This window comes from Microvirga sp. GCM10011540 (assembly GCF_042650665.1).
Classification (GTDB): Bacteria; Pseudomonadota; Alphaproteobacteria; order Rhizobiales; family Beijerinckiaceae; genus Microvirga; species Microvirga lenta.
This window is the reverse complement of record NZ_JBHSBQ010000010.1, coordinates 44,976-68,527: the sequence shown is the minus strand read 5'-3', so window position 1 is coordinate 68,527 and position 23,552 is coordinate 44,976. Positions and strand designations below refer to the sequence as shown.

The window sequence follows — 23,552 nt, the reverse complement described above, 5'->3', positions numbered from 1 at the left end:
ACCTGTCAGCGGACTGTTCGGACACCTCGTCGGGATATCGCAGCGGTACTGCAGGATCGGCCATAGTGTGGGAGGGTGCCACTCGCCAGATCTTTCAGCATCTCTTTCATGCGCTCACCCTTCGGTACGGATGCGAACGGGCACCCCCTTGTAGGCAGGGGTCTTGGCCAACTCATCGTGATAGCTCACAGGGATCAGGGGATTGGCCTCAGGGTAGTAGGCCGCGACGCAGGCGTCCGGCAGATCGTAGGGAACGATCTTCAGCCCCCGCACCACGCGCTCGGCACCATCATCCACCGCGCATTCGAGCGTCACCACCTGCCCCTCCGAGAGACCCCGCCGCCCCATCTCCTCGGGGTTGATGAGGAGAATGTCGCGCGACCCCGAAAGCCCCCGCAACCGGTCGGAAAAGCCGTAGATCGTGGTGTTGAACTGGTCGTTCGAACGCAGCGTAATCAGCGTAAACTCCTCGCCCTCAGGCGGCTCACCCAGGGCGGTCAGTACCTCGGGCGCGGTGAACTGGGCCTTCCCGCTTTCGGTCTTCCACTCGCGTTCGCGCGCCGAGTTGCCCCGGTGGAACCCACCCGGTGTGAAGAGCCGCCCGTTGAAGTCGCGGAACTTGTCGGGATAGGTCGCCTCGATCAGGTCGCGGATCAGCCCGTAGTCGCCGGTCCACTCGTCCCACTTCACCATGGGATTGGGCGGCAGCGTCTCCTTAGCGATCCCTGCGACGATGGCGACTTCGGACTTCAGATGCGGCGAGGCGGGCTTGCGCTTGCCCAGAGAGCCGTGGATCATGCTCAGGCTATCCTCCATCGTCACCGCCTGCGCCCCTGTCGCCTGCATATCCTCCTCGGATCGCACGAGGCAGGGCAGCAGCCAGGTGGCACGCCCGGGCAGCAGGTGCGAGCGATTGAGCTTGGTCGCGATCTGCACATTGAGTTCGAGACTGCGCCAGCTCTCCTCGGCGCGGGCTCGGTCTGGGATCGCGCGAGCAAGATTGCCGCCCATGGAGATGAGGCCTCGCACTGAACCGTCGAGCAACCCCTCGACCAGATCCACGGTGGAGCGCCCCTCCTCCTGCGGCGGCTCGAAGCCGAACAGCTCCCTCAGCTTGTCCATCGGTACATTCTTGGGCTTCTCGGTGATGCCCACGGTGCGCTGGCCCTGCACGTTGGAGTGCCCACGCACGGGCGAGATGCCGGCCCCTTCCCGCCCCATATTGCCGCGAAGCAGGAGGAGGTTCACGAGCATGGCGAGGTTGAGCCAGCCCCTGACATGCTGGGTCAGGCCCATCCCGTAGATGCCGATGACGTTCTTCGACGTGGCGTAGATCTCCGCCACCTCTTCGAGCTCCTCGCGACGCAGGCCGGATTCCCTTTCGATCTCCTCCCAGGGCACCTCGCGCAACCGCGCCTCGAGCTCCTCAAGCCCTGTGGTATGCTCCGCGATGAAGGCTCGGTCGAGGATGCTCCCTCCCCGCTCGCCATCGAGCTCCAGCACACGCTTGCACAGCCCGGCCAGCACCGCGACGTCGCCTCCGGGGCGGACTTGGAGGTAGATGTCCGAAATCGGGGTGGCGGGCTTTACCGTCATCTGGGCAGGATTCTGAGGATCCGCGAACTCGACGAGGCCCCTCTCGCGGATCGGGTTGAAGGTGACGATCCTGCAGCCTCGCTCCCTGGCGTCCTTGAGGGTGTGGAGGAAGCGGGGCGAGTTAGTCCCGGTATTCTGGCCGAAGAACAGGATCAGGTCGCAATGATCGAAGTCCGACAGCACGCAGGTGCCTACCCCAACACCAATTACCTTCTTGAGCCCCACGCTCGTGGTCTCATGGCACATATTGGAGCTGTCGGGCAGGTTGTTGTGCCCGTAGAGCCGCGCGAAGAGCGCATAGAGATAGGCGGTCTCCAGGACAGCCTTGCCTGACATGTAGAAGACGGTCGATTTTGGATCGAGCTCTCGGAGCTTCGCCCCGATCCCTTCGAAGGCCTCTTCCCAAGTCGTCTCGACGTAGCGGTCCGAGGCAGCGTCGTAGCGTAGCGGATGAGTGAGCCGCCCGGCCCTCTCCAACTCATAGTCCGGCAGGTCGCGCAACTCGGTAACGCTGTGCTCGGCAAAGAAGTCAGGAGTGCAGCGGTCGCGCGTTAGGTCCCAGATTGTCGCCTTGGCGCCGTTCTCGCAGAACTCGAAGAGGTGCGGCTGCGCAGGCTTGGTCCAGGCGCAGGAGGTGCACATATGCCCGCCCGGCTTGTTCTGGCGCATCAGCGTACGGAGGGCGCCGACGGTAGGTCTCTGGTCGGCAAGGATGCGGCTGACCCCCTTAAGCGATCCCCAGCCGCCGGTGGCGTTCTCATAATGCGGCGTGTCGGGGCGCTGATCGGCTTCCTCGGGCTTGCTCATCTGGTCCTCCCTGAATGGCGGCACTCGTGCCAACGGACAGACGTGGCTGTTCTCGGAACAGGCCTAGACGCCGGAAGTTCCATCTGCCGGAGCGGTCCGCTCATCCCGACGGCTGCTTCCGCCAGGTGCCAGCCGTTCTTGCGCTCCAGCGGCGCGAGCAGGCCCTGCAGATAGGCCCAGGCCCGCCGGCGCGGTTCGATGCGGCTGAAGCGGGGAGCAAGGCGGGCGACGAGATCGTCCAACTGATCGACCCAGCGGTGGGCCTCGCTTGCGTGTGTCATGGCGCGACACCTCCGTGTCCAAGACAACGCACCCATCCCGGCTGTAGTGCTAAGTGTTTGGTAGCGAAACGTTATTGGGATCGGGTGCGTTGGGCGACTGAGGAATATACTTGGCGCCTCGATGGCTCGCGGCGCCCGCCGCGTGCGTGGTGGAGGATCTGATGCTGTCCATCCATCCTCAAGCCCGCACCACCCCGGCTGTCCGTCTGGAGATCGCGCTCGTCTGAGCCCACGGGCATACTGCCGAGACGCTTTGGCGTGAGCACCGAGACCCTCCGCAAGTGGCGCAAGCGCGGAGCCCATGACTGCCAGGATCATCCCAGCCGGCCGCACAAGCTGCCCTGGAAAGCCAGCAAGGGAGAGCGCGCGATCGTCTGCGCCCTGCGCCAAGCCACCGGCTTTCCGCTCGATGACCTCACCTTCGTGGTCAGCCATTTCCTGCCGCATCTGAATCGGGACGCGGTCTACCGCATCCTCAGGGCGGAAGGCCTGGCCGCTTTCCGCCCGCTCAGCAGCGCAAGCGGGAAAGCGGCACGTCCAAGGATTACGATCTTGCCTTTGTGCACATGAACATCAAGCATTTGCCCAAGCTGGAGACCGCTGATGGCGAGCGCCGCAAGCACTATCTGTATGTCGCCATCGACCGCTGCTCGCGCTGGGTGCGCCTGGCCGTCTACGACGACGAGCTGACCACCAGCGCGGTTGCCTTCCTGGAAGAGGCGGTCCGGGCCTTCCCCTTCAAGATCACGCACATCCTGACGGATAGGGGATCATGCTTCACGGCCGATGGCTTTGAAGAGGCCTGCCGCAAACTGAAGGTGCAGCACCGGATCACCAAGCCCTATACGCCGCAAACCAATGGCCTGGCCCAGCGCTTCAATGGGCGCGTGCAACATGAGGTGCTGGGGATCACGATCTATAGCCATCGGGATCTGGAGATCCTGCTCAAGGGCTTCAACCAAGCCTACAACAGGAGACGCCAGCGCGTGCTCAAGGGCGCCTCACCCGAGCAGGTCGTGCACTAGCGCCTGACCGCCGAGCCTAGATTGGCCAACCCACGCTACAAGCCGCCCGATCCCCATGCTTTGCCCCAAGCCCTCCAGGTCGTCGCAGCCGCCAAGGAGGTCTCGCATCCAGTCAACCAGGCTGCTCCAAGCCGGTCCAGCCTATACGGATCAAGAGGCGCACGCAGGCAGCAGACAATTCAAGGCGGTTAAGGCACCTGAACAAGTCCCATGCAGGACCCCGACGTGGCGCGACGCCAAAAGCCGTAAGGGCCGACACAAACCTTGAGCCTTTTAGCCCGTTCGGAGGGACTGCTCAGGGTCAAACCGAGCCGTCAGGCGTGGCCTTATGAAGGTCAGCTTACCCAACGACTGTGGAAGCTCGGCTTTCGTCTGCCCCATTTCAGGAGGGGAAAATCCGCAGTCTCCAGGCTAACTTGGGCTAGCCCCGGCAGTTTCGCCGCTGCCTTCTCGCCCTATCTCACCTCCACACCTGAAGCAGGACCAAGTGGAGTTGTCTCGGTGCCCTCATCGTCTCCCGAACACGACCAGCCTCTCGTCTCCATCATCGTGCCGTGCCATCTCGGCACACCTGCTCAGGCCGAGTTTCTCAATCAGACCTTGCAAACGGTCTCCGCCCAGACCTGCCAAGATTACGAGGTCATCCTGGTGGATGACGGCTCGTTGGTGCCTGTAGCACCATTGGCAGCCGCATATCCACGAACAACCACCGTGCGTCAGGACAATGCAGGTCCGGCGGCTGCACGCAACGCCGGGATCGCCCTGAGCCGCGGGCGCTACTTGATCTTCCTTGATGCTGACGACCACCTGCTCCCCTCCGCTCTTGCGGCCGGGCTCGATGCTCTGGAAAGGCACCCTCAAGCCGGGTTTGCCGTCGGCCCGCGCGAGGAGATGACGTCCGAGGGCGAACTGGTGCCGTGGCACGTGGCTCCCCCACCGCCACAAGCCTACATCTATCTGCCCCTCCTGCGCTTCGACTGGTACATTATTCCACCCTCATCGGTCATGTTCCGGCGAGAGGTGGTGGAAGCGGTTGGAGGCTTCCGCGATCCCTGGGGAGCCGACGACCTCGACTTCTATCTGCGGACGGCCCACCGCTTCACCGCCTGTTGCTATCAGGCGCCGGCGGTCACCCGCTACCGCCGCTACAGCACGAGTTCGTCGCGAGACGGCGAGCGCATGCTGCACAGTATCCGCTCCGTCTACGCGCGTCAGTGGCCGCTGGTGGAGGGCGATCCTGAGGCCGAGGCGGCCTACCATCATGGGCTGGGGCGGCTGACCGACATCTTCCTCGACTGTGTGGTGGAGAACATTGAGGATCGGCTGCTCACTGGCAACCGCCCAGGCGCTCTCCGAAGCGCGCGGCTGCTCAAGATGGAGAGCCCCGAGCGGTGGCAGGCATTACTGGAAAGAAGTCTTGAGGCGACTGTGCTGGCAGAGGAACTCGCTGCGATGGCGGAGGGCAGCGGCAGCGCACGCACATTCAATACTCTGTAGCGCTTCCTCAATTCAGACAGGATGGTCCGCTGCGGGTCAGGAATCGAGATTCCCTGCGCGTCCGGAACGTCCGGTTTAATGAGGATTACGGCCTTCGGGCTTAGGTTTGAGGCGTGGCGATGGCTGCCATTCCGCTTGACGGCTTTGTCACCGCGATTTCATCCTGCGGGAACTGGAGCAAGCGTCCGTCCCGAACTCGTCGGCGCATGGACGGGCGAACGATCCCGCTGTGATGCTCGTCGTAAGGTGATGCGAGTCAGCTCGGAGGGACGCCCGAGCCTCAAGGCGAAGCCGGGCCATAACGCCGTGCCGTTGTTGACATAGAGCGTCATGCCGCCGACTTGGTATCGGCCCGAGACGAAGCCATTGTTGGCGCGTGCGACCAGCCGGTCCAGTCCCGGGATCATGCCACCGTGGGTATGCCCAGAGAGTTGCAGCGCTACCCCACGTGCGGCCGCCTGCGAGGCGTTCCTCGGCTGGTGGTCGAGCAGGATGATCGGCGTACCCGACGGCGCGCCCTCAGGCGCGGCCGACAGGTCCGGTGCCGGATAGGAGGATCGAGGCGCCGACAGGTCGGTGACACCGGCTAGCACCAGCGATCCGCCATCACAGGTCAGGACCGTATGATCGTTGGCGAGCACCTGCATCCCCATACTGGCATACTGGCGCATCCACTCCTCGTAGCCGAAGAAGTACTCATGGTTGCCGGGGATGACCCAGACGCCGTCCTTCGCACGCAGCTCGCGCAGTGGCGCTACGTCGGCACGCCGCGCACCGAATGAGCCGTCGATCAGATCGCCGGTGACCACGATCAGGTCAACCCCGAGCGCATTAGACCGCTCGACCACCGCTTGGGTCCACTCCCTGGCAAACAGGCGACTGATGTGCAGGTCGGTCAGTTGCAGGAGCTTGTAGCCGTCGAACTGAGGCGGCAGGTCCGGGATGGCGATCTCAACATCCTTGAGCGGCGGAACACGCGTCGCCTGGTACACGCCGACTGCCGAGAGCAGCATGGCCACCGTCGCGGCCGTGTAGCGCACGCTGTCCGGTATGGCTCCGCCGCCCCGGACCAGCCGCGTGATCAATGCGATAACATCAATTGCGATCTGCATCACCGCCAGCAGCGCGATTGCCCCGAACGCCCAGTTGAACAGAAGCACCAGGGCGCGTGGGAACTCGGGAGAGAAGACCGAGCCGGACGAAAGGCGGCTCCAGAGATGGTATTGCGATGCCACGAGCACGGTGGTGGCAAGGGCGATCTTCCCACCCGGCGCCCAGGGCAGCGGCCACACGAACCGCGCCAGCACATAAAGGGCCGGCAGTGCGAAAGTCAGGTGGAACATGGATGTCCTTGGATTGAAGTGGCACAAGACCAGAACGGGTCGGCCGGCTGAAAGTACGTTTACCTAGAACGGGTGACAGTCTCGGCACAGAGGTGGACCAACGGAAGAAGGAAATCGGTCACAGCTTCGGGCTCGGCACCTCCACAAGGGCCGAAGGACGTGTCATCGACGCTATCGGGTTTAGGAAAACGATAAGTGATTGACGTGTCACCGTTGTATATAGCGTGGTAGAAGACATCCAGAGTCGGCTCTGGGTCAAATTGTAACATTGGTCGGAACGAATGAAGGTCCGCTCGTCGCGCCGTTGCCGGACCTTTGCTGAGGCGATCCTCCTTTCGCCGCAACGCCGACCATAGTGCGGTTCTGTCCCTCGCCTTTGGTGGCAAACAGGGCACGGTCGACCCGCCGCAGGATTGATTTTCGGTCGTCCCCGCCATGGGGAATAGCGGGTGAGTTAGTCCACGATTACGGTATTGAACTCCGCAAGCGTATCCCGCAGCCGGCTCTGATCCGTCAGGCGCCGCAATCGGGCGATGAGACGATCCAGCCGCGGGGTGAGGACGATCAGGTAGCGGCTCGGCTCCGTGACCTTGTAGGTGTGGGCGAGCCCTGCCGGCACGAAGACCGTGGTCCCTGCGGGAGCGTCGACCTCGCCGTCCTCGAACCTGAAGCGGAGGTTTCCTTCGAGGACGTGCCAGGCTTCATCGTCGGAACGGTGAATGTGCAGGTAGGACGGTCCGGAGTCGGTCCACTCGTGGACCACCAAGGTTTCTCCGGCCGCCGCGATGGGCGGCAAACCCGGCCTGACGATGATCTGCGACAGGGACATCGGGCCTCCGAGCGGTTGGGTCGACCTGCGTACGTTGGGTAGTCCTTGCCTCGGCAGCAGTTGTATCGCACGAGACTTCCCCGATCCGTGCGCTTGGTCACGCCCGACGTGGGCAGATGGTGCAAACATCACAGGCCAAGACGGGAGCCGCCTGACATCCGGAGCAGCCTCCAGCAAGGTGAGGTCGAACGGTCATGCTGTCCCAAGGAATGCGATCTGCTCTCGGACGCGAAGGGAATTCATCCATGAACATCATCGTTTTCGGGGCAAATGGAGGCGTAGGGCGCTGCCTGATCGAACGAGCCCTGTCGGAGGGCCATACAGTTAAAGCGGCGGTTCGGAACCCAGCAGCGATCGATGCCGCGCAGGAAGGGCTTCAGGTCATGTCCTGCGATGTTCGGGACGCAAGCTCGGTCGCACGCGGGATCGCCGGGCAGGATGCGGTGTTCTGCACGGTCGGCGCCGACACCCGGGGAAGGACCAACCTGTACTCGACCGCTGCTCGCACCGTCGTGCAGGGAATGCGGTCGCAACCAGTACGGCGCCTCGTCTTCCTATCGAACTTCGGCGTCCTGGGGGAGACGGCAACGGACATCCGGGGAGCGGTGCTCCTGTTCCTCGCCAAGCGCGTTCTCCGCCACACGTTGGACGACCACCGACGGGCCTTGGCCGAAATCCAGGGCCATGTGCCGGAGTGGATCGCGGTGCGCCCCCTACCGCTCACCAATGGCGTATCAACTGGACGGTATCGGATCGCCGTTGATGGCATTCCCGCCAAGGGAACCCACATCGCGCGGGCGGACGTTGCCGACTTCATGCTGCGGCAGGCAACGGACCATGACTATCTGCGCAAGGCTCCGGCAATTGCCTACTGAGAGGGGTCGGGATTCCGGCCCCTCTCCCTTTGGGCTCAGGTCTGAAACAAGCAGGCAGCCGCTTGCGATCTCGTCCTCAATCTCGACCTTCCAGGCCGCGAAGGGATCGCGGTGGCTCCGTACTTGGCGACCAAGTGCAGCGAGTAGTCCGCTTATGGCCTGGGTGCTGAAATCGCGGTTACTTCCGGGGAGTGCCAAGAGCTGCCTTTCGCGCGACATCGGTGAAGGGGCTCAGACTGTTCAGCGGGAACTTCGATACCTTTCAACTTTCGATTGATCCATCCGCTGTCTACGTTCTCTTGCACTAGGGCACCAAACGCCCACGCGTGGGAACCGGCATTCGTACCAAGTGTCCGGCTGTGCTTGCGGATGTACTGATCAGCGCATGGTTGCCGGGAGCCAGAGGGCAAGCTCCGGAACCCAGATCAGCAACAGGACCAGCCCCAAGGCTGCCACGACGAAAGGCCAGACCCCTCGGAAAATCGTCTGTGCCGGTACGCCCGAGACGCGCTCCAGGATGAAGACGTTGAGGCCGACCGGAGGCGTGATCATGGCGATCTCCATGAGTACGGTCAAGTATACGCCGGTCCAGATCGGGTCGTAGCCCAAGCTGACGGTGATCGGCAGGACCAGCGGCAGCGTCAGGATGAGCATGCCGAATGTGTCCATGATCGCGCCAAGTAAGAGATAGAGACCCGCGAGCGCTACCATCATCAGCTGGGGCGATACGTCGAGCCCCGAGACGAAAGCCACCAGCGTCTCCGTCAGCCGCGTCTGCACAAGAAAGCGCGAGAACACCACACCGCCCGCGAGAATGATGAAGACGGCGGCGGAGGTGCGGATGGTCTCGCGCAGTGCACGGCGCATAGCGGCCATGGAGAAGCGGCCCATGGCAGCCGAAACTACCGCGACGCCGATCGCGCCGACACCCGATGCCTCCGTCGGCGTGAAGATGCCGGCATAGATGCCGCCGATAACGATGAAGAAGATAGCTGCGACGGAGAGCGCGCCCTTCAGCTCATCCGCGCGCATCCCCTCGGAAGGAACATCCGAGCCGCTGTTCGTAGTATAATGATAGTGCTTGCGCTGCGCGACGAGGACGATGGCGAACAGCACCGCCAGGATAAGTCCCGGCACGATGCCCGCGATGAACAATGCGCCGATGGAGGTCTCGCTCCACACGCCGTAGATCACGAGCGGAATACTTGGCGGGATCAGGATCGCCAGCGTCGCCGCGCTCGCCACGGAACCTGTCGCCAGGGATTTGGTGTAGCCGCGCTTGATCATCTCGGGCACGGCGATGTTGCCCATGGTCGCGACCGCCGCGACGCTCGACCCCGTCACCGCGCCGAAGGCCGCCGAGGCCACCACAGTCGAGATCCCGAGGCCGCCTGGCAGCCGCGCCGTCAGGCGCTGCGCGAGCGTAAAGATGTGATCCGCGAGGCCCGCATGGAAAATGATCTGGCCCATCAGGATGAAGAGCGGCACCGCCACGAGGACGAAGTTGGTCCCGTTATCCCACAGCACGAGGCCGATCTGCGTCAGCGCCTGCGTCGGCCCCGACAGGATCGAATAGCCGAGGACGCCGGCTCCGAGGAGCGCAATGCCGACGGGAAGACCGACAATCACGGCAATCAGCATGCCGACGAGGATCACCATGCCGAGAGCCAGCGGCGTCATTGGCGTGCCTCCGCAGGAGCCCTAAACATCTTCACGATCTCGACGACGGCAGACATGGCTGCCGACAAAGCCATCAGCGCGGCAAAGGGCCAATAGGGAATGGCGATCATTTCCGCGCGCTCGCTGTAAGCCGCCATATCCAGCGTCAGCTGGATCAGTGCATAGGCGATGACTCCCATAGCGATGGCAGTTAGGGCATGGCGGATGACGATGAACGTTATGCTAACCCTCGCGCCCATGCGCTCCTCGACCAGCGTCACGCGGATATGCTCGCCCGCGAGGCTCACTCCGGCAAAGCCTGCGGTTACGACGATAAGGAGGATGAGCTCCTTGACGTCGGTGCCCCACACGAGCGGCGCGTTGAAGAGGTAACGGAGCGCGACGTCCGCTGTCACTACTAGGGCGAGAAGAGGCAGGACGATATAGGCCGCTAGCCCCTCCCAGAGAGCGATGATGCGCAACACGAGATGCGTTCCGGTCCGCTTGTGCCGTTATTGCGGCAGAAGCCCTTTTATCGGAGATTCCACCGTCTTCTGGAAGATCGCGTCAGGCGTCGCGCCCTTGTATTCTGTCTCCAGGCGGCGAATGTCCGCGATTAGCTCGTCGACGGGCACGCCCGCAGCCTTCTGCGCCGCCACCCACTTGTCGACGACCGGCTGAAGCTTGTTGCGCCACGCCGCCTTCTGCTCGTCGGTGAGCGTGATCAGCTCCACGCCGTTCTGCTTATAGATCTCCTTCGCCTTCTCGCGGAAGTCGACGCCGATCCCTTGGCTCACCGAATGGGCCGCAAGCTGCTGGAAATTGGCAAAGGTGGGCTTGAGGGCCGCGGGCAGCTTCTCATAGGCGGCGCGGCTGATGCAGGTGTCGATGTGCTGAGCGGTCAAGCCAAGCGTGGTGTGATACCTCGCAAGCTCGTAGATCTTGTAGGGCACGAATCCCGGATCAACCCAGATTACTGCATCGGCGATGCCCTGTTGGAACGCGGTGTAGATCTCGGGAAATGGGATGTTGAGCGTGACGATGCCCAGCGCCTCTGCGGCCTCGGGAGAGAACCCTTGCGCGATCACGCGCAGGCCCTTCATATCCTCCGGCGTGCGGATGGGCTTTTTGCTCATGATATCGGAGACACCCGCGATAGCAGTGTATCCGTAGAGAACACCGCGCGACTCCCACTCCTTCTTGAAGTACTTCGGCGCGAGTTCCTGCATAATGCGCGTTGCGACTACCGGATCGGTGGGTGTTACGAACGGTACCTCAATGGCCTTGTGGAGCGGGAAGCCGCTCGATTCCGTGTAGGTATAGCAGGTGGCGTAATCGGTGATGCCAGTTCTCACAGCGCGCCATCCGTCCGGCGCCGAATGAAGGGTACCGCCATGGAATTCTTCGATCTCGATCTTGCCATTAGTCGCCTTGTTCAACCACTCGAAGCCTTTGTGCCAGATCGTCGGAACGAGCGAGGCGGCCGGATTGGGCGAGGAGAAGCGCACCTTCACGGGCGTGCCGTCATAGGAAACCGCAGGCTTGGCCGCCTCCACCTTGTTGTCGAGCCAGTCCTGCACCGTGTAGGCGACGGCTGGCGCGGTGAGAGTGGTTGCGATAGCGAGGGAAAGGGCTAGGCGCTTCATGGCATGACCTATGAGTTGGAGGCGGATTCGGCGGAATGGGCGATGATCTCCACGTCGCCACTGCGCAGGGTATTGCTGATGGTGCAAATGGCTTCGGCAGCACTCACGAGATCTTCGATCTTTCCGGGCGGCAGCGGATCGCCAATCGTAATCTTAGCGGAGAAAGTTCTGAGGCGGGAAGGCTCATCCACTGCCTTGGTTGCAACCACCTCGACGGCTACTCGCTCCAGCGGTGATAGTTGCTCCTGCCGTGCCGCGATCTTTATGCTCATCGCGATGCAGGCCGCGAGCGACGAAGCCTGCAACTCTAACGGCGAGAAACCGGGGGCCGAGGGCGAAAGTGCTACTTCAAGGCTGGCGCCGCGCAGGTTCTCAACCGAGAGCTTGGTTTGGGAGGCGTAGGAGGCGCGAACAGTGACTGGTTTGGGAGCCATAGAGCTGGGTCGCAGAGAAGGAGTGTTATGATCAGGCCAGAACCCAATTTCACACGCCAAGAATGTATATCATACCAATTATCCGCTTCACCACGGAAAAGTCCAGAGCTTCCTTTTTCGAAGGAACAGCAACGGGGTTAGGTCACGATCTTGCTGTCTAGGCTTTTTGGCGCCTTCTCGGCGTAATGGTAGAGGCGCTAAGTTGTTAGCCTACAGCGTCCGGCCGCAGCGGGCCGCCAGCATAAGCAAGTACAAAGCGAGTTTGAGACATAGCCGTCGCCCTGAAGTTCGTCTTCGGGTCCACCGAGGAAGTAAAGCGCACGAAATGAAGGTCAGCTCACGCCGCCAATGCAAAATTTCGGCTAAGGTCCGCCTAGTGCCAGAAGCTGCCATTTAACTGCCGGACTTTCTGCTAGGTAGTTGATATACTGGCCGGGCTTAAGGCGGATGACATTTCAGAACTTCGGGAGGCTACCATGCTTCTCAAGCGCGTCTTCCCTCTAGCTGTAAGTTGCCTCTCCTCTGTGCCGCTAAGCTATGCTGCCGAACTGGTGAAGTTCGAGAGTGCCGCTGTTCCACTGAGCGAACTTCAGCAGCGGCGGGCACAGGCGAAAGGCGAGATCCTCCAGCCTCCTCGTGGCGACAAAGTCCAAACATATTTCGTCAAGCCTCTGGGCAACGGTCCGTATCCGACCATTATCTACCTCCACAACTGCGGTGGCTTGCCACCTGAGGTGAAGGCAAGCGAGTTCAGCGTTCATGGGGGCTTGGCTGAAACGTCACGCGAGGCTTTCTGGATCAAGCACCTTACGTCCTGGGGCTATGCGGTGATGCTGGTGGACAGTTACGGTTCTCGCGGCACCAAGGACACGTGCGCCAACCCGACCTTTGAGGCAGTTCGTGTCGCTGATGCCTATGGGGCTCTTGCTTATGCCACAAAGCAATCTTGGGCGGACCCACAGCGTATCGGCCTGCTGGGCTTCCAGACAGGCGATGTCTGGCGGATTCCTGCGCCTGCGGACGCTACGGCCTTCATGATCGACCCGTTCTCGCGCTCGGCGGGGCTCATGCTGAGTGAACCGTGACATTGCTGCAAACTGAAAGTGGCTGCCACCCCTCACGATGCGGTGATGACAGCAGGTCGGCGCGGTCATGTACCATGATGGCCGGCTTTCCCGCCCTTGCCCGGTGGATGAATTCGGCAGCCCAAACCCTTTCAGGCTCGGCGTTCTGCATCCTCCCCGAAATTCGGATCTTCGACGTTCTCAGCGTATTCCTACGGAGCCGGTTCTGGTGCGGTTTCTCCCCTCTTCTTTGGCGGTATACAGAGCCCGGTCCGCCCGGCGGAGGATGGAGCTGCGGTCATCATCTGGCAGGGCCTCGGTCACTCCAGCACTGAAGGTACAAGGTAGTTCAAGCCCACTGTGCCCCAGGACCGCTGGAGGGAAGCCGTCCCGGATCCGGTCTATGATGTTCACAGCGTCGTCGAGACAGACCTCCGGCAGCAACAGTAGGAACTCCTCTCCGCCGGTCCGGCCAAGGTGATCCTGTGCTCGCACCCTCGCCCGGCACGACCGTGCGAAGTGCTCAAGAACGACGTCGCCTGCCTCATGCCCATGCGCATCGTTGATGACCTTGAAGTGATCGATATCAATCACTGCTACGCACAAGTCGGACCCCGTACCCTCGCTTGCGGCGAGCGCCTTGTCGAGCAACTCCAGGATATGACGGCGGTTCGGCAGCCCCGTGAGCTGATCGGTCTGTGACGCCTTGAGAGCGGCCTCATGGGCCTGCCGCAGTGACTTCTCGTTGTTCTTCAAAGTTGTGATGTCAGCGCCTACGGACAGCACCCAGCCGTTCGGGAGCACCGTGTGGTCGATCCAGAACCAGCGGCCATCCACGAGGTCAGTCTCGAAGGACTTGCGGGGCATGCTCCGTCGCCGCGGCAGCGTTCTGGCGATGAAAGCCTCGACGTCATCGTCATCGATCCGGACGCCAAGCCCGTTCCTGTGCGCGTGATGAAGGATTGCGGTGAAGGTGAAGGGACCGTCGTAGTTCCCCAGGAACATGCCCTGATAGGTCTTGTTCGCGTACCGGAGGTTGTCCTCGGCATCGAAGATGGACACGGCCTGACCGCTTTCGGTGAGGGCCTCCACAAGGCAACGGAGGGCTTCGTCATCGAGATCAAATAGGAACCAAGTCATCGAAACCCAAGGCAAGGAGGACAAGCAGGATAGCTGGCTGTTTCCAAGCTGCAACCCGCCCATCCACTGAGGGTTTCTTTCTCTCGGCTCCGTACCGGAAGCGGCCCATCCAGGGCCCATGGTTGTTTACCAGTGATCCTTGCGTCTCGGTACAGATTGCGAGCACGAATGATCGCTAAGGTCGAAGCCAGTCCTTTCCATGAGGGAGCTTCCAGATTTCCGATAAGGTCTTGGGATTCCGTCTCTTCCCGCCGCCTCATTATGACGATGGCGAGGCCGATTTCCCTTTCGTGCCGACCGGCTGACAGGGCCGAACCGATTTCGTCTGCAGCCTGACCAGCGCGGCGCTGAGACGCGCGGCCTCCCGATAACGGGTTTCGTCATGCGGCGGTCGACCGGAGCGGCCGCCGGCCAGCGCCTCAATGCTCTCGACGAGGCGGTGAAGGGGTGTGGCGATCCAAGAGGCGAGTAGGTAGAGCAGCCCAAGAGCGATCAGCAGGCCATCTCCAAGAAAACCCTACTTCTCCACCTCGCTAGCGGATTGTCCTAACGTTGCCTGCGGTTCACCCAAGTCCAAAAAGTCAACCAATGACAGCAATCCATGGGCCGGCCGTCGACAAAGCTGCCACTATTACGGTCGTCCGCCTCAGCTTGTGGCGTTCGCACCAATCCGGGACGTAGCCTTTCGGGCTTGTTCGACGAACGTGCCCAGCACCGGGCTCATGCTCCTCCCCTTCACCCTGACCAAGCCCACTGGACGTTCGGTCTCAGGCAATTCCAGCCGGATTGCGGCTATCGCCGGTTGGACACTGGAAAACCGCAACATCGCTTTCGGAAGAAGCGAAAGGTGAGGTCCACTGCTCATCAAGCTCAATCGCAGTTGGAGTGAAGGAGTCACCACGCTCGCTCGCGGCGGTTCGAGACCGCGTGCCCGGAAGATCTCAGCCCCAAATCGCCCCAGAACAGTATCCGCCGGCGGGAGGACCCACGGCTGGTCGACAAGGTCGGCTAGGCTGACCCTGCGTTGTCTGGCCCACGAGTTGTGGGTGCCGGCCGCTACCACAAGCGGGTCCTGGAAGAGCACTTCCGTCTCAAGATCGTCCTCAGTGCGCCGCTCCGGTATGCGCGTAAGCGCCACGTCCAACTGTCGCTCGCGCAAGGCCTCGAACAGCACGGCCGTGTCGCCGACCATCACCTGAAAGCGGATGTTCGGCGTTGCGGCCAGAGCGTCATTGATGATCACGGACAGAACCTGCGTGATCGGCTCTGGCGCTCCGATCCGCAGCTCCCCTTGGGTCGGATCGCGCAGAAACTGTATCTCGGCGATCCCCTGTCTCAGGTCGTCGAAAACGACAGCCGCATGCCTCAGCAGCGCTCGCCCGTAAGCCGTCACCTCGACGCCTCGCGGCGTCCGGTCCAGCACCGGCACGCCGAGCGTATGCTCCAGGTTGGCCACGGCCTTCGAGATGGCCGGCTGGGAGACTGCAAGTCGCCCTGCAGCCTTCGCCATGCTCCCGGTCTCGGAGATCACCTGAAGCGTATGGAGATCTCGCAGCCGCAGCCGCCGGCCGATGCGCTCGTCCCACTGCATGAGGCTCTTCCAAACGGTTATAGACCCATTCCGCAATACGAATTCTCCTTATAGCCCAATTGCGCGACACTCACGACATCAATCCTGAGGAGGCGGCCATGGACTTGGGCGAGGCTTCGTTTCTGGCGTTCTCGGCTTGCAATTTTCTACGCCTCGGCTCCTACGTGCCCCAGATTGTCTGCGTGGCGCGGGACCGGCACGGCGCGTCCTGTCTCTCAATCACTTCATGGTCGATCTTTCTCCTGGCCAACAGCGCGACGGCCGCCCACGCGGCGGTTAATCTCGGCGACGGCTATCTGGCCGCGATCAACGGAGTGAACGCCGGATGCTGCCTCGCCATCGTCGCCGTCACCGCCTGGAAGCGTGCCGCTCTGAACCGAGCCAGCCGGCTCCAGTCGCCCCCTCGCTTGCCGCGTCCTTTGCTCCGGCGACTGTGGCCGCAAGCCACCGCCGCGTGACCCGTCGACCCGCACCATAGGAGGTCCCCATGAAAAAGGTGCTCGCTCCGGTCCTGGCCCTGGTTGCCGGCCTGGCTCTCTCCTCTCCGGCTTCGGCGACTGAGACCATCCGGCTTGTCATGCCGTTTGCGGCGGGCTCCGCCACTGACGCTCTCGCCCGGATCATGGCCGCAGAGCTGCAGGCGGGCTTGGGCCGGAATGTCATCGTCGAGAACAAGACGGGCGCGGCTGGGCGCATCGGCGTGCAGGCCGTCAAAAGCGCCGCTCCCGACGGCAGCACGCTTCTGTTCACCCCGATTGCCCCGATGGCAGTCTACCCGCACGTCTATCCGACGCTGGGATACGATCCCGTGGCCGATTTTGCGCCGGTCTCGCAGATTGCGACATTCGACTTCGCGGCGGCCGTGAATGCGGACGTACCGGCGTCCTCTCTTCCCGAGCTGGTCGACTGGCTCAAGGCCCACCCCGAAAAGGGCAGCTACGGCACTCCGGGAGCCGGTACTCTTCCCCATTTCTTTGCCGTGCTGTTCGGGCGCCAAGCCGGCCTTGACCTGCGACATGTTCCCTATCGCGGGGCGTCAGCGGCCGTGAACGACCTGCTTACCGGCCAGCTTCCATTGGTATTCGCCAACACGGGCGAACTGATTGAATTGCACAGGGCCGGCCGCATCCGCATTCTGGCGACCTCGAACATCTCACGGGCAGCCCTCCTGCCGGCCGTTCCGACCTTCCAGGAGGCGGGCTACCCCATCACCGGGGCAGGTTGGCATGGGGTGTTCGCGCCCCAGGGTACGCCGTCGGCCTTTCTCGAACAGATCAATCGGCTGATCACCGCAGCCCTGCAGAAAGAGCAGGTGCGAGAGCGGGTTGTCGCAATGGGTTTCGAACCGACAGGTACCTCCCGCCAGCGCCTTGCCGAAATCCTGGCCCGAGACGCGGCGGCGTGGGCCCCGGCCGTGAAGGCGGCTGCCTTTACGCCGGACCCATAACAGGGAGATCGACCCGATGATGCCCGATGCTGCCAATTCAGCACCTGCCGGGAACGAGACCAGGCTGATCCTTCTCGGCACCAAGGGCGGACCGCGCCCGAGCCCGCTGCGGTCCAACCCGGCCAATCTGATCCTCTCCGGCGGCACCGCCTATCTGGTCGACTGTGGCTATGGCACAACCCGGCAACTGCTCGCCAGCGGGGTTCAGCCACACGAACTCGGAGCAATCTTCATCACCCATCACCACTCCGATCACACACTGGAGCTGGGGCCGCTGCTCTACCACGCCTGGATCGGAGGCCTCCGCTCCCCCATAGACGTTTTCGGCCCACCCCCCCTAGCCGCACTGATCGACGGCTTGTTCGCGGCGTTCTGGTTTGAGATTGCCACGCGCATGCAGGATGAGGGCCGCGGCAATCCCCAGCATCTTGTGCGGGTGCATGAGATCGGAGCGTCCGGCGTTGTTCTGGAGGCGGCAGACATCCGAGTGACGGCGGGGCGGGTCCATCATCCTCCCCTACAGGACGCGTATGCGTACCGCTTTGATACAACGCACCGCTCGCTCGTCCTGTCCGGCGACACAGCGGTTTGTCCAGACCTTCTCGGCTTGGCCAGGAGAGCGGATGTGCTGGTACACGAGGTCATGCGGGTGGAGAGCCTGCCGCGACTGATCGCCGGTCTTCCGAATGCCCGCGAGTTGCATGCGCACCTGCTGGCCAGCCACACCACCACGGAGCAAGTGGGCGCTGTCGCTTCCCAAGCGGAGGTCGGGACGCTGGTGCTGAACCACTTCGTGCCAGGCGATGACCCGGCCATCACAGAGGAGATGTGGATCGCTTCTGCGAGGGAGGCGTTTGGCGGGCTGGTTATTGCCGGGCGCGACCTGCTTGAGGTGTGATTGCCTCTTGTTGCCGTCGGCTCCAGGTCAAACTGAGCCGTTGAGCGCGGCCTTGTGATGGTCAGCTTACCCTAGAACTACGGGATTGCGGCTTTCGCCTGGAGGAGGCTAAAGAGCGATATTGGACCAAGCACCACGATGGCCTCGGTTCTGCCTGGGAGCAGAGTGGGGCCAGAGCTGCCGAACAGGCGGCGCAAGAATGCAATAAACGGCAAGTACCAGTGCGGCCCGTGAGGATAGTAACTCCCCATCTGCTCGAAGATCGCGAATAGGCCTTTCTGACTATGCTCGGGGAGGCTTTGGTGGAAAAGGGCCATCAGAGCTTCCTCGTCAGGCTCTACACCCGGTGGCAGCCACAGCGCAGCGGCTTGCGCATCGCCAATGAACTAAGCTGTCCTGCACCCGAAGGCCTGCCACCTAAAGCCCTCACAAAGTCAGGAAAGTACCACAGGAAGGTTTCGGGCGCGGGATACATCCAGCGATTGGCAGGGTCGGCGCTGCAGGCAAGGACCAGAGCCGAAATGACCCGAGACTGATTCTCAGGTCGTGCCGTTTGAGCCTGAACATCCGAAGGAGGCCCCGACCGCCTGGATTGGGAGGACCCTGTTCAAGTCGCTGGTCCGAGCGTCGCGCCAGAGCCCATTATCCGAGGTATTCCCGTGGGCTGTCATCGTCAATTTCTCCGTCGGGGTTGAAACCCATTTAGGATCACGTGAATGGTCGTGCCACGCAGGCGAGGAAGGCTACGTGTGGAAGATCACGTGGCCGCCTACGGGATGACTCTGAGAAAGGTACCACAGGTATGTTGGCGCAATCGAACCGAGCCCGGACAGTGCTAAGGTAGGCCGACGGTCCCTCGCTCTGGAGATCGCTCATGAGGGCAACTCGGCAGATGGCACTTACACCGGACCTCCTGGCCCAGGTCCATCGGGTGCTGGGAAACCCCGGTCCAGACCCGACCTGGGTCTACCAAGCGGATGAGGACTATGACGCAGTCGTGGAGAGTCTCTTGACCGCTCATCCCGGTGAGCCAGACACATGGCTTTTCGCCTATGGCTCGCTGATCTGGAAGCCCGAGATGGAGCATGTTGAGGTCAGGAAAGGTACAGCACGAGGCTGGCATCGCTCCTTCTGCTTTAGGATCATGCGGTTCCGAGGTTCCAAGGAGCAGCCAGGTCTGATGATGTCCCTAGACCGAGGCGGCCAGTGCCAAGGTGTCCTGTTCAAGCTTGTCCCGCAGAACCTGGAAGCGCAGCTTGGCAAGCTGGTGCGGCGGGAGATGACGGTGAAGCCGCCCAACAATCTCCCCCGCTGGATCAGCGTGCAGACCGAGCATTGCCCCCTCAGGGCGCTTGCCTTTGTGATGAACCGCCAATCCCGGTTCTACGTCGGCAGACTGTCAGCTGAGGAGGTCGCCGTTGTGCTGGCTCGAGCCTGCGGCCACTGGGGCTCTGGCGCGGAGTATCTCTGCAATACCGTCACGCATCTCAAAGAGCACGGCATCCATGATCGCGGGCTCTGGAAGCTCCAAGAGCTTGTTGCCGAGCGGATCGAGAGAATCCACAACGGCTGAGATTTGCAGCAAGGGGGAGATCAAGGAACTCACCCACGTCGACCAAGAGCATGTAGAGAAGGTCTATGCATTCCAGGTCGAGAACTCAAGGCGAAACGCTGGAGCGAAGGTCCAATCGCCAAGCGGAATGGCCGCTCAGGCAGACCTCCGGGGTCGCCACTGCCCTTGGTGCCGTTGTAATTGGAGAGGCAGGCTTATCTACGATTCTCCCGGCGTAACTCCTGGATCGTAGCCCCACGAGCGTCCATATCGAAGGCATGGCGAAAACATCGAAGCCCAACCCAAATAAGTCGCGAGGCAGGCGCAAAGCACCTGATCAAACTCGCACTCGGCTGCCGATCCGCATCAGCGTGGATCGGGAGGCCCTAAACGCCCTGGACAAGCGAGCCATTGCTGCCCAAGCCGGAATCGGTATCGTGGCAGGATGGCTGGCAAGTTGGCTTGTGGGCGGCTCTGGCCTTCTTCAGTACGTGGTCACCGCCCTTGCTGGATCTCTCGTCGGCGGGTTTCTTCTGGAGCGCTTTGGAGTTGACCTCGGGATTCGTAATCAGACTGCTAGCCGGATTGCCACCGCAACCATAGGAGCAATCATCGTCGTCCTCCTCGCCCGCATTATTGGCTGAGAGGCATTGTACCCGCCAGACGGCAAACGACGGGCCAAGTTCGACATCACCAAGCTTACCGAAGCAGGCACCATTCCAATGAAATCAGCCGCAGCATACCGCGCTCACATCGCTACGCCCACTCGTGCAGCTTGATTGCGCATAACTGGGCGGCTTCAGAGCCGCCCTTCTTCTTTCCCAGCCATAAGTGGATACAATACGCGGACAGATCAGGCCGAGTGACCACAAGCGGCGCAGGAGCAAAGTGCCGCAGCGTTACGGCGGGATCGACAGGATTGGAACAATTGCGAGCGTTACCATGGCAGAGGAAAGCCGCCTCATTCCCGCTTGGCGGCTTCTGGATCGAGAGGGTCTTCATGCGCTTGTGGACGCACCAAGGCGCGGCCTACCCGATGGCATTTTCCTCACTCCGAACCGAGCGCCGCACGAGATCAGCGCTGTCCCACTGGTCATGGCAGCCCGTCAGGTGATTGAACGGGCTGACGCACAAGGCGGCTTACCCCTGACCGCAACGGGTGCCCTGTCACGAGCCGATACGCGAGCCCTCTTTGAATTGATCGACTGGCCCGACTACGCGAAGAATGAAGTCCTTGCCGTCAATCGGGTGCTGAGCGAGGCAGATGCCCTGCCGGTTCATATCACTCGCATCGTACTCCAGGTGGCGGGCCTGCTGCGCCGTCGGGGAAAGGTGCTGATCGCCACAAAGAAAGCTCAAACCCTTCTGACCCCGAACGCATCCGCTGATCTCTTTGCGCTTCTGTTCGAGACGACCCTGTGGCGGGTCAGCCTCAGCTATTTTGATCGGGCTCCTGTCGAACATTGGCCGCAGGACCATATCGGCATTGTGCTTTGGTGCATATCAGTGGCGGCCTGCGACTGGGAGGACACCGATCTGCTCACCCAAGTCTGCACTGTCCGCGACGAAAATCTCGATCGAACAGTTAGGGACTTTTCTGGGTACGCCATGAGGAGCCGCGTGCTCCGCCCGCTCACGTGGTTCGGGCTCATGGAGATGGCCCGCCGAGGTGATGAAACCCAGGCCGACTGGGTGCGCCCCCCAGTATACCGGAAGACCGCCCTCTTCGACGCGGTGGTTGGTTTTAAAATCGCGGTGCCCGTGCGGACGGGAGTGCTCCACTGAAGAGTTTGGAGAAATACGCCCGCTCCTCCAGGCCCTTCAAAGCGCCTTATCCAGAATAGTAGGGTCGCTACGTTGGCCCACCGCATGATCAAGCGCATAGTTGATGCGCAACAGTGCCTTTACGTTCCTGCTTGGGTGAGGTGTTCATGTCCAGCCTTCTTGTTCACATCACGTGCGGGCCTGAGAACCCTACCAAGGCGACCCTCGCCTTCTTTGTCGCAGCAGCGGCGGTTGAAGCTGGACATGAAGTTCATGTCTTCCTGGCAGGCGATGCTGTCCAACTCCTGCGCGAGCCGGTGCGGAACGCTCTGGTGGGGCTCGGCACAGGTGCGCTCAACGAACACTACTCGAAGATCATCGCGGGAGGCGGTCGCCTCTACCTCTCGGGCGGGTCCTGTGCCGCACGAGGTGTGGCCGATGAGGACCTCCAAGGTATTCCCTATGAGAAGGGAACCCCACCGACTTTGGTTCGGCTGGTGATAGAGTGCGACCGGAACATTGTCTACTGACCCGGTGAGCACTCGAGCCAGGATGGAATCCCAGATGCCAGACGCCGTTTCCAGTGCATTCCTCGACGACTTTGCGGCGGCGTAGAACCGGCACGATACCGATGCAATCCTGGCGATGATGACCGAAGACTGCGTGTTTGAGGCCAGCCGTGGACCCGACGTGAAGGGCACCGTTTACACGGGTCACGACGAACTCCGTCGTGGGATTGAGGAGGTCTTTGCTACCTTTCCGGATGCCCAAATGGGGTGATCCCAGGCATTTCATTGCTGGGGAGCGCGGCGTCTCAGAGTGGGTCTTCACGGCGACCGGGCCGAATGGCGCTCGCGTAGAGATCCAGGGTTGCGACGTCTTCACGTTCCGGGATGGAAAGATCGCAGTGAAGAACTCGTACCGGAAACAGCGGACTGGCTGATCCCAGAACTTCCCTTGTAGGCTGTCAAGGCACTGTTACGCTCCGCTTCGAACAACGCTGTGAGTGAGGGCACAACCATGGACCGATCTATCTCAGATCGTCGAAACTTCTGGTTCCTCAACTCCCACATCATCGTCCGCGTCTCTTCACGGGATGGTTCAGATGGCATCTCGGTTCTTGAGCACCGTGCTTCTCAAGGGAACCCACTGCCCCTTCACTTTCACCATTACGAGCACGAAATCTTCCATTTGCTTGAGGGTGAGATGCGCTACCGGGTTGGCGATCAGGAGCGCCGCGCTCGTGCCAGGGAAGCACTGCTGACGCCAAAAGGGCGAGATGCCGATCATTCGATCGCCACCCACGGGCACCCTTCAATACGCAAGCTCGGCACAGACCCTATCAGCTTCTACCTCCATTTGGCCCCGCAGATCCTCTAGGGTCAGGCGCATTCTTTAAGGTTTACCGATTGAAGGTCCGCTCACCGCACGAGTGCAGATTTTCGATCTACTTCCGCCTCGTGCCACTATCGGACCTTTCCAGCTCATAACTTTATTTGTGTAGAGGGCTGAACATCGAACACTCCGCTGTGAGATGGAGGTTCGCGTTGGGACGCGCTGCTCAGGCAAGGGATGCCCACAGGAAAGCGAGGGATGCCGCAAAGCCAAGCGCAGTGCGCGCGGCGTGCAGCGAGCCCCACCGCTTGATCATGGCTCGGCTCTCAGGACCAGCCGCTGCCGGATCGGTCGCCATGAGCCTGTTGTTGATCGGCATGATGGCGAAGAGCGTCACAGGCCAATTCGCAACCATGAGCAGCCCTCCAATGGCCCAGCCGATATGCCCGGTCTGCCACCACGCAGCGAGCCCGAGCAGGAATCCTACGATGGCCATAGGAGCCTGCATGACCGTACCGCGCTTGTAAGCCGGCTTCCACTCGGCCAGCAGGGAACGGTCATCAAGCCCCAAACGCGCGGGTTGCTCGGCCACGTTGATGTAGAGGGCAGCGCCCGAGAACAATGCGGCGACAACGAGCGCGAACTGACCCGTGAGCATACCGAATTCCTCCAGATTTTACGCATCCTAAGCCCTCCAGGCCAAAGAGGCATAGAAGTTCCACCCCGCCCCAGGGTCGCGTAGGGCGGAACCATCCAGACCCGCTCAGGG

At 61.8% G+C, this 23,552-nt stretch carries 24 protein-coding genes and 2 pseudogenes; 14 read left to right on the top strand and 12 right to left on the bottom strand.

The window, feature by feature from the left end; all coding sequences use genetic code 11:
* Positions 1–114: 114 nt before the first annotated feature.
* The gene (locus ACFOYU_RS04525) at positions 115–2,403 is read right to left on the bottom strand and encodes an FdhF/YdeP family oxidoreductase (RefSeq protein WP_377032599.1); all 2,289 of its coding nucleotides are present in this window, start codon (positions 2,401–2,403) and stop codon (positions 115–117) included.
* A gap of 92 nt (positions 2,404–2,495) precedes the next feature.
* A pseudogene (locus tag ACFOYU_RS04520) lies at positions 2,496–2,684 on the bottom strand (IS701 family transposase); the annotation flags it as partial.
* A 161-nt stretch (positions 2,685–2,845) separates the two neighbouring features.
* On the opposite strand from ACFOYU_RS04520, the pseudogene ACFOYU_RS04515 reads away from it, so the two are divergent.
* Together ACFOYU_RS04515 and ACFOYU_RS04510 are read left to right on the top strand one after the other, a co-directional pair.
* A pseudogene (locus ACFOYU_RS04515) lies at positions 2,846–3,901 on the top strand (DDE-type integrase/transposase/recombinase).
* 309 nt (positions 3,902–4,210) lie between these two features.
* A complete protein-coding gene (locus tag ACFOYU_RS04510) occupies positions 4,211–5,206 on the top strand; it encodes a glycosyltransferase family 2 protein (protein WP_377032598.1) in 996 nt (331 codons plus the stop codon).
* 158 nt (positions 5,207–5,364) lie between these two features.
* Here the strand turns inward: ACFOYU_RS04510 and ACFOYU_RS04505 are convergent, their stop codons facing one another.
* Positions 5,365–6,549, bottom strand: a complete 1,185-nt coding sequence (locus ACFOYU_RS04505; protein WP_377032597.1) for a metallophosphoesterase — start codon at positions 6,547–6,549, stop codon at positions 5,365–5,367.
* 454 nt (positions 6,550–7,003) lie between these two features.
* Positions 7,004–7,378: a cupin domain-containing protein gene (locus ACFOYU_RS04500; RefSeq protein WP_377032596.1), complete on the bottom strand. Its 375-nt coding sequence runs from the start codon at positions 7,376–7,378 to the stop codon at positions 7,004–7,006.
* A 245-nt stretch (positions 7,379–7,623) separates the two neighbouring features.
* On the opposite strand from ACFOYU_RS04500, the gene ACFOYU_RS04495 reads away from it, so the two are divergent.
* Positions 7,624–8,253 carry an NAD(P)-dependent oxidoreductase gene (locus ACFOYU_RS04495; protein ID WP_377032595.1) on the top strand — a complete coding sequence of 210 codons (630 nt, stop codon included), beginning with the start codon at positions 7,624–7,626 and terminating at the stop codon, positions 8,251–8,253.
* 378 nt (positions 8,254–8,631) lie between these two features.
* Here the strand turns inward: ACFOYU_RS04495 and ACFOYU_RS04490 are convergent, their stop codons facing one another.
* The 4 genes from ACFOYU_RS04490 to ACFOYU_RS04475 all read right to left on the bottom strand — a co-directional run bounded on the left by ACFOYU_RS04490 (position 8,632) and on the right by ACFOYU_RS04475 (position 11,992).
* Positions 8,632–9,933, bottom strand: a complete 1,302-nt coding sequence (locus ACFOYU_RS04490; protein ID WP_377032594.1) for a TRAP transporter large permease — start codon at positions 9,931–9,933, stop codon at positions 8,632–8,634.
* Entirely contained in the window at positions 9,930–10,397 is a 468-nt protein-coding gene (locus tag ACFOYU_RS04485) for a TRAP transporter small permease (protein WP_377032593.1), read from the bottom strand. Before ACFOYU_RS04485 ends, ACFOYU_RS04490 begins: the two co-directional genes overlap by 4 nt.
* Positions 10,398–10,424: 27 nt before the next feature.
* A complete protein-coding gene (locus ACFOYU_RS04480; protein ID WP_377032592.1) occupies positions 10,425–11,492 on the bottom strand; it encodes a TRAP transporter substrate-binding protein in 1,068 nt (355 codons plus the stop codon).
* A 74-nt stretch (positions 11,493–11,566) separates the two neighbouring features.
* Positions 11,567–11,992, bottom strand: coding sequence for an OsmC family protein (locus tag ACFOYU_RS04475; RefSeq protein ID WP_377032591.1), 426 nt, complete (start codon positions 11,990–11,992; stop codon positions 11,567–11,569).
* A 476-nt stretch (positions 11,993–12,468) separates the two neighbouring features.
* On the opposite strand from ACFOYU_RS04475, the gene ACFOYU_RS04470 reads away from it, so the two are divergent.
* Positions 12,469–13,077 (top strand): dienelactone hydrolase family protein, encoded by a 609-nt coding sequence (locus ACFOYU_RS04470; protein ID WP_377032590.1) that lies wholly within the window; start codon positions 12,469–12,471, stop codon positions 13,075–13,077.
* 180 nt (positions 13,078–13,257) lie between these two features.
* Here ACFOYU_RS04470 and ACFOYU_RS04465 read toward each other — a convergent pair whose 3' ends face one another.
* A complete protein-coding gene (locus ACFOYU_RS04465; protein WP_377032589.1) occupies positions 13,258–14,196 on the bottom strand; it encodes a GGDEF domain-containing protein in 939 nt (312 codons plus the stop codon).
* A gap of 646 nt (positions 14,197–14,842) precedes the next feature.
* Positions 14,843–15,787, bottom strand: coding sequence for a LysR family transcriptional regulator (locus ACFOYU_RS04460; protein WP_377032588.1), 945 nt, complete (start codon positions 15,785–15,787; stop codon positions 14,843–14,845).
* A gap of 98 nt (positions 15,788–15,885) precedes the next feature.
* On the opposite strand from ACFOYU_RS04460, the gene ACFOYU_RS04455 reads away from it, so the two are divergent.
* The 9 genes from ACFOYU_RS04455 (at position 15,886) to ACFOYU_RS04415 (ending at position 22,391) form a co-directional block, all read left to right on the top strand.
* A complete protein-coding gene (locus ACFOYU_RS04455; protein ID WP_377032587.1) occupies positions 15,886–16,245 on the top strand; it encodes a hypothetical protein in 360 nt (119 codons plus the stop codon).
* 29 nt (positions 16,246–16,274) lie between these two features.
* Positions 16,275–17,234 carry a tripartite tricarboxylate transporter substrate-binding protein gene (locus ACFOYU_RS04450; RefSeq protein ID WP_377032586.1) on the top strand — a complete coding sequence of 320 codons (960 nt, stop codon included), beginning with the start codon at positions 16,275–16,277 and terminating at the stop codon, positions 17,232–17,234.
* Positions 17,235–17,250: 16 nt separating this feature from the next.
* The gene (locus ACFOYU_RS04445; RefSeq protein ID WP_377032585.1) at positions 17,251–18,132 is read left to right on the top strand and encodes an MBL fold metallo-hydrolase; all 882 of its coding nucleotides are present in this window, start codon (positions 17,251–17,253) and stop codon (positions 18,130–18,132) included.
* A gap of 1,009 nt (positions 18,133–19,141) precedes the next feature.
* Positions 19,142–19,705, top strand: a complete 564-nt coding sequence (locus ACFOYU_RS04440) for a gamma-glutamylcyclotransferase (protein WP_377032584.1) — start codon at positions 19,142–19,144, stop codon at positions 19,703–19,705.
* A gap of 257 nt (positions 19,706–19,962) precedes the next feature.
* Positions 19,963–20,328, top strand: a complete 366-nt coding sequence (locus ACFOYU_RS04435; protein WP_377032583.1) for a GlsB/YeaQ/YmgE family stress response membrane protein — start codon at positions 19,963–19,965, stop codon at positions 20,326–20,328.
* Between the two features lie 244 nt (positions 20,329–20,572).
* Positions 20,573–21,469 (top strand): hypothetical protein, encoded by an 897-nt coding sequence (locus ACFOYU_RS04430; RefSeq protein ID WP_377032582.1) that lies wholly within the window; start codon positions 20,573–20,575, stop codon positions 21,467–21,469.
* 146 nt (positions 21,470–21,615) lie between these two features.
* The gene (locus tag ACFOYU_RS04425) at positions 21,616–21,978 is read left to right on the top strand and encodes a DsrE family protein (RefSeq protein WP_377032581.1); all 363 of its coding nucleotides are present in this window, start codon (positions 21,616–21,618) and stop codon (positions 21,976–21,978) included.
* 115 nt (positions 21,979–22,093) lie between these two features.
* Positions 22,094–22,228, top strand: a complete 135-nt coding sequence (locus ACFOYU_RS04420) for a hypothetical protein (RefSeq protein WP_377032580.1) — start codon at positions 22,094–22,096, stop codon at positions 22,226–22,228.
* Positions 22,212–22,391: a nuclear transport factor 2 family protein gene (locus tag ACFOYU_RS04415; RefSeq protein WP_377032579.1), complete on the top strand. Its 180-nt coding sequence runs from the start codon at positions 22,212–22,214 to the stop codon at positions 22,389–22,391. The genes ACFOYU_RS04420 and ACFOYU_RS04415 overlap by 17 nt, the downstream gene beginning before the upstream one ends.
* Positions 22,392–22,549: 158 nt before the next feature.
* On the opposite strand, the gene ACFOYU_RS04410 is transcribed toward ACFOYU_RS04415, so the two are convergent.
* Positions 22,550–22,738, bottom strand: coding sequence for a hypothetical protein (locus ACFOYU_RS04410; protein ID WP_377032663.1), 189 nt, complete (start codon positions 22,736–22,738; stop codon positions 22,550–22,552).
* Between ACFOYU_RS04410 and ACFOYU_RS04405 the strand changes: the two genes are divergently transcribed.
* On the top strand, positions 22,655–22,828 hold the full coding sequence (locus tag ACFOYU_RS04405; RefSeq protein ID WP_377032659.1) for a hypothetical protein: 174 nt from the start codon (positions 22,655–22,657) through the stop codon (positions 22,826–22,828). The two genes, ACFOYU_RS04410 and ACFOYU_RS04405, sit on opposite strands and share 84 nt — an antisense overlap.
* 181 nt (positions 22,829–23,009) lie before the next feature.
* Here ACFOYU_RS04405 and ACFOYU_RS04400 read toward each other — a convergent pair whose 3' ends face one another.
* Positions 23,010–23,441, bottom strand: coding sequence for a DUF1772 domain-containing protein (locus tag ACFOYU_RS04400; protein ID WP_377032578.1), 432 nt, complete (start codon positions 23,439–23,441; stop codon positions 23,010–23,012).
* Positions 23,442–23,552 lie beyond the last annotated feature (111 nt).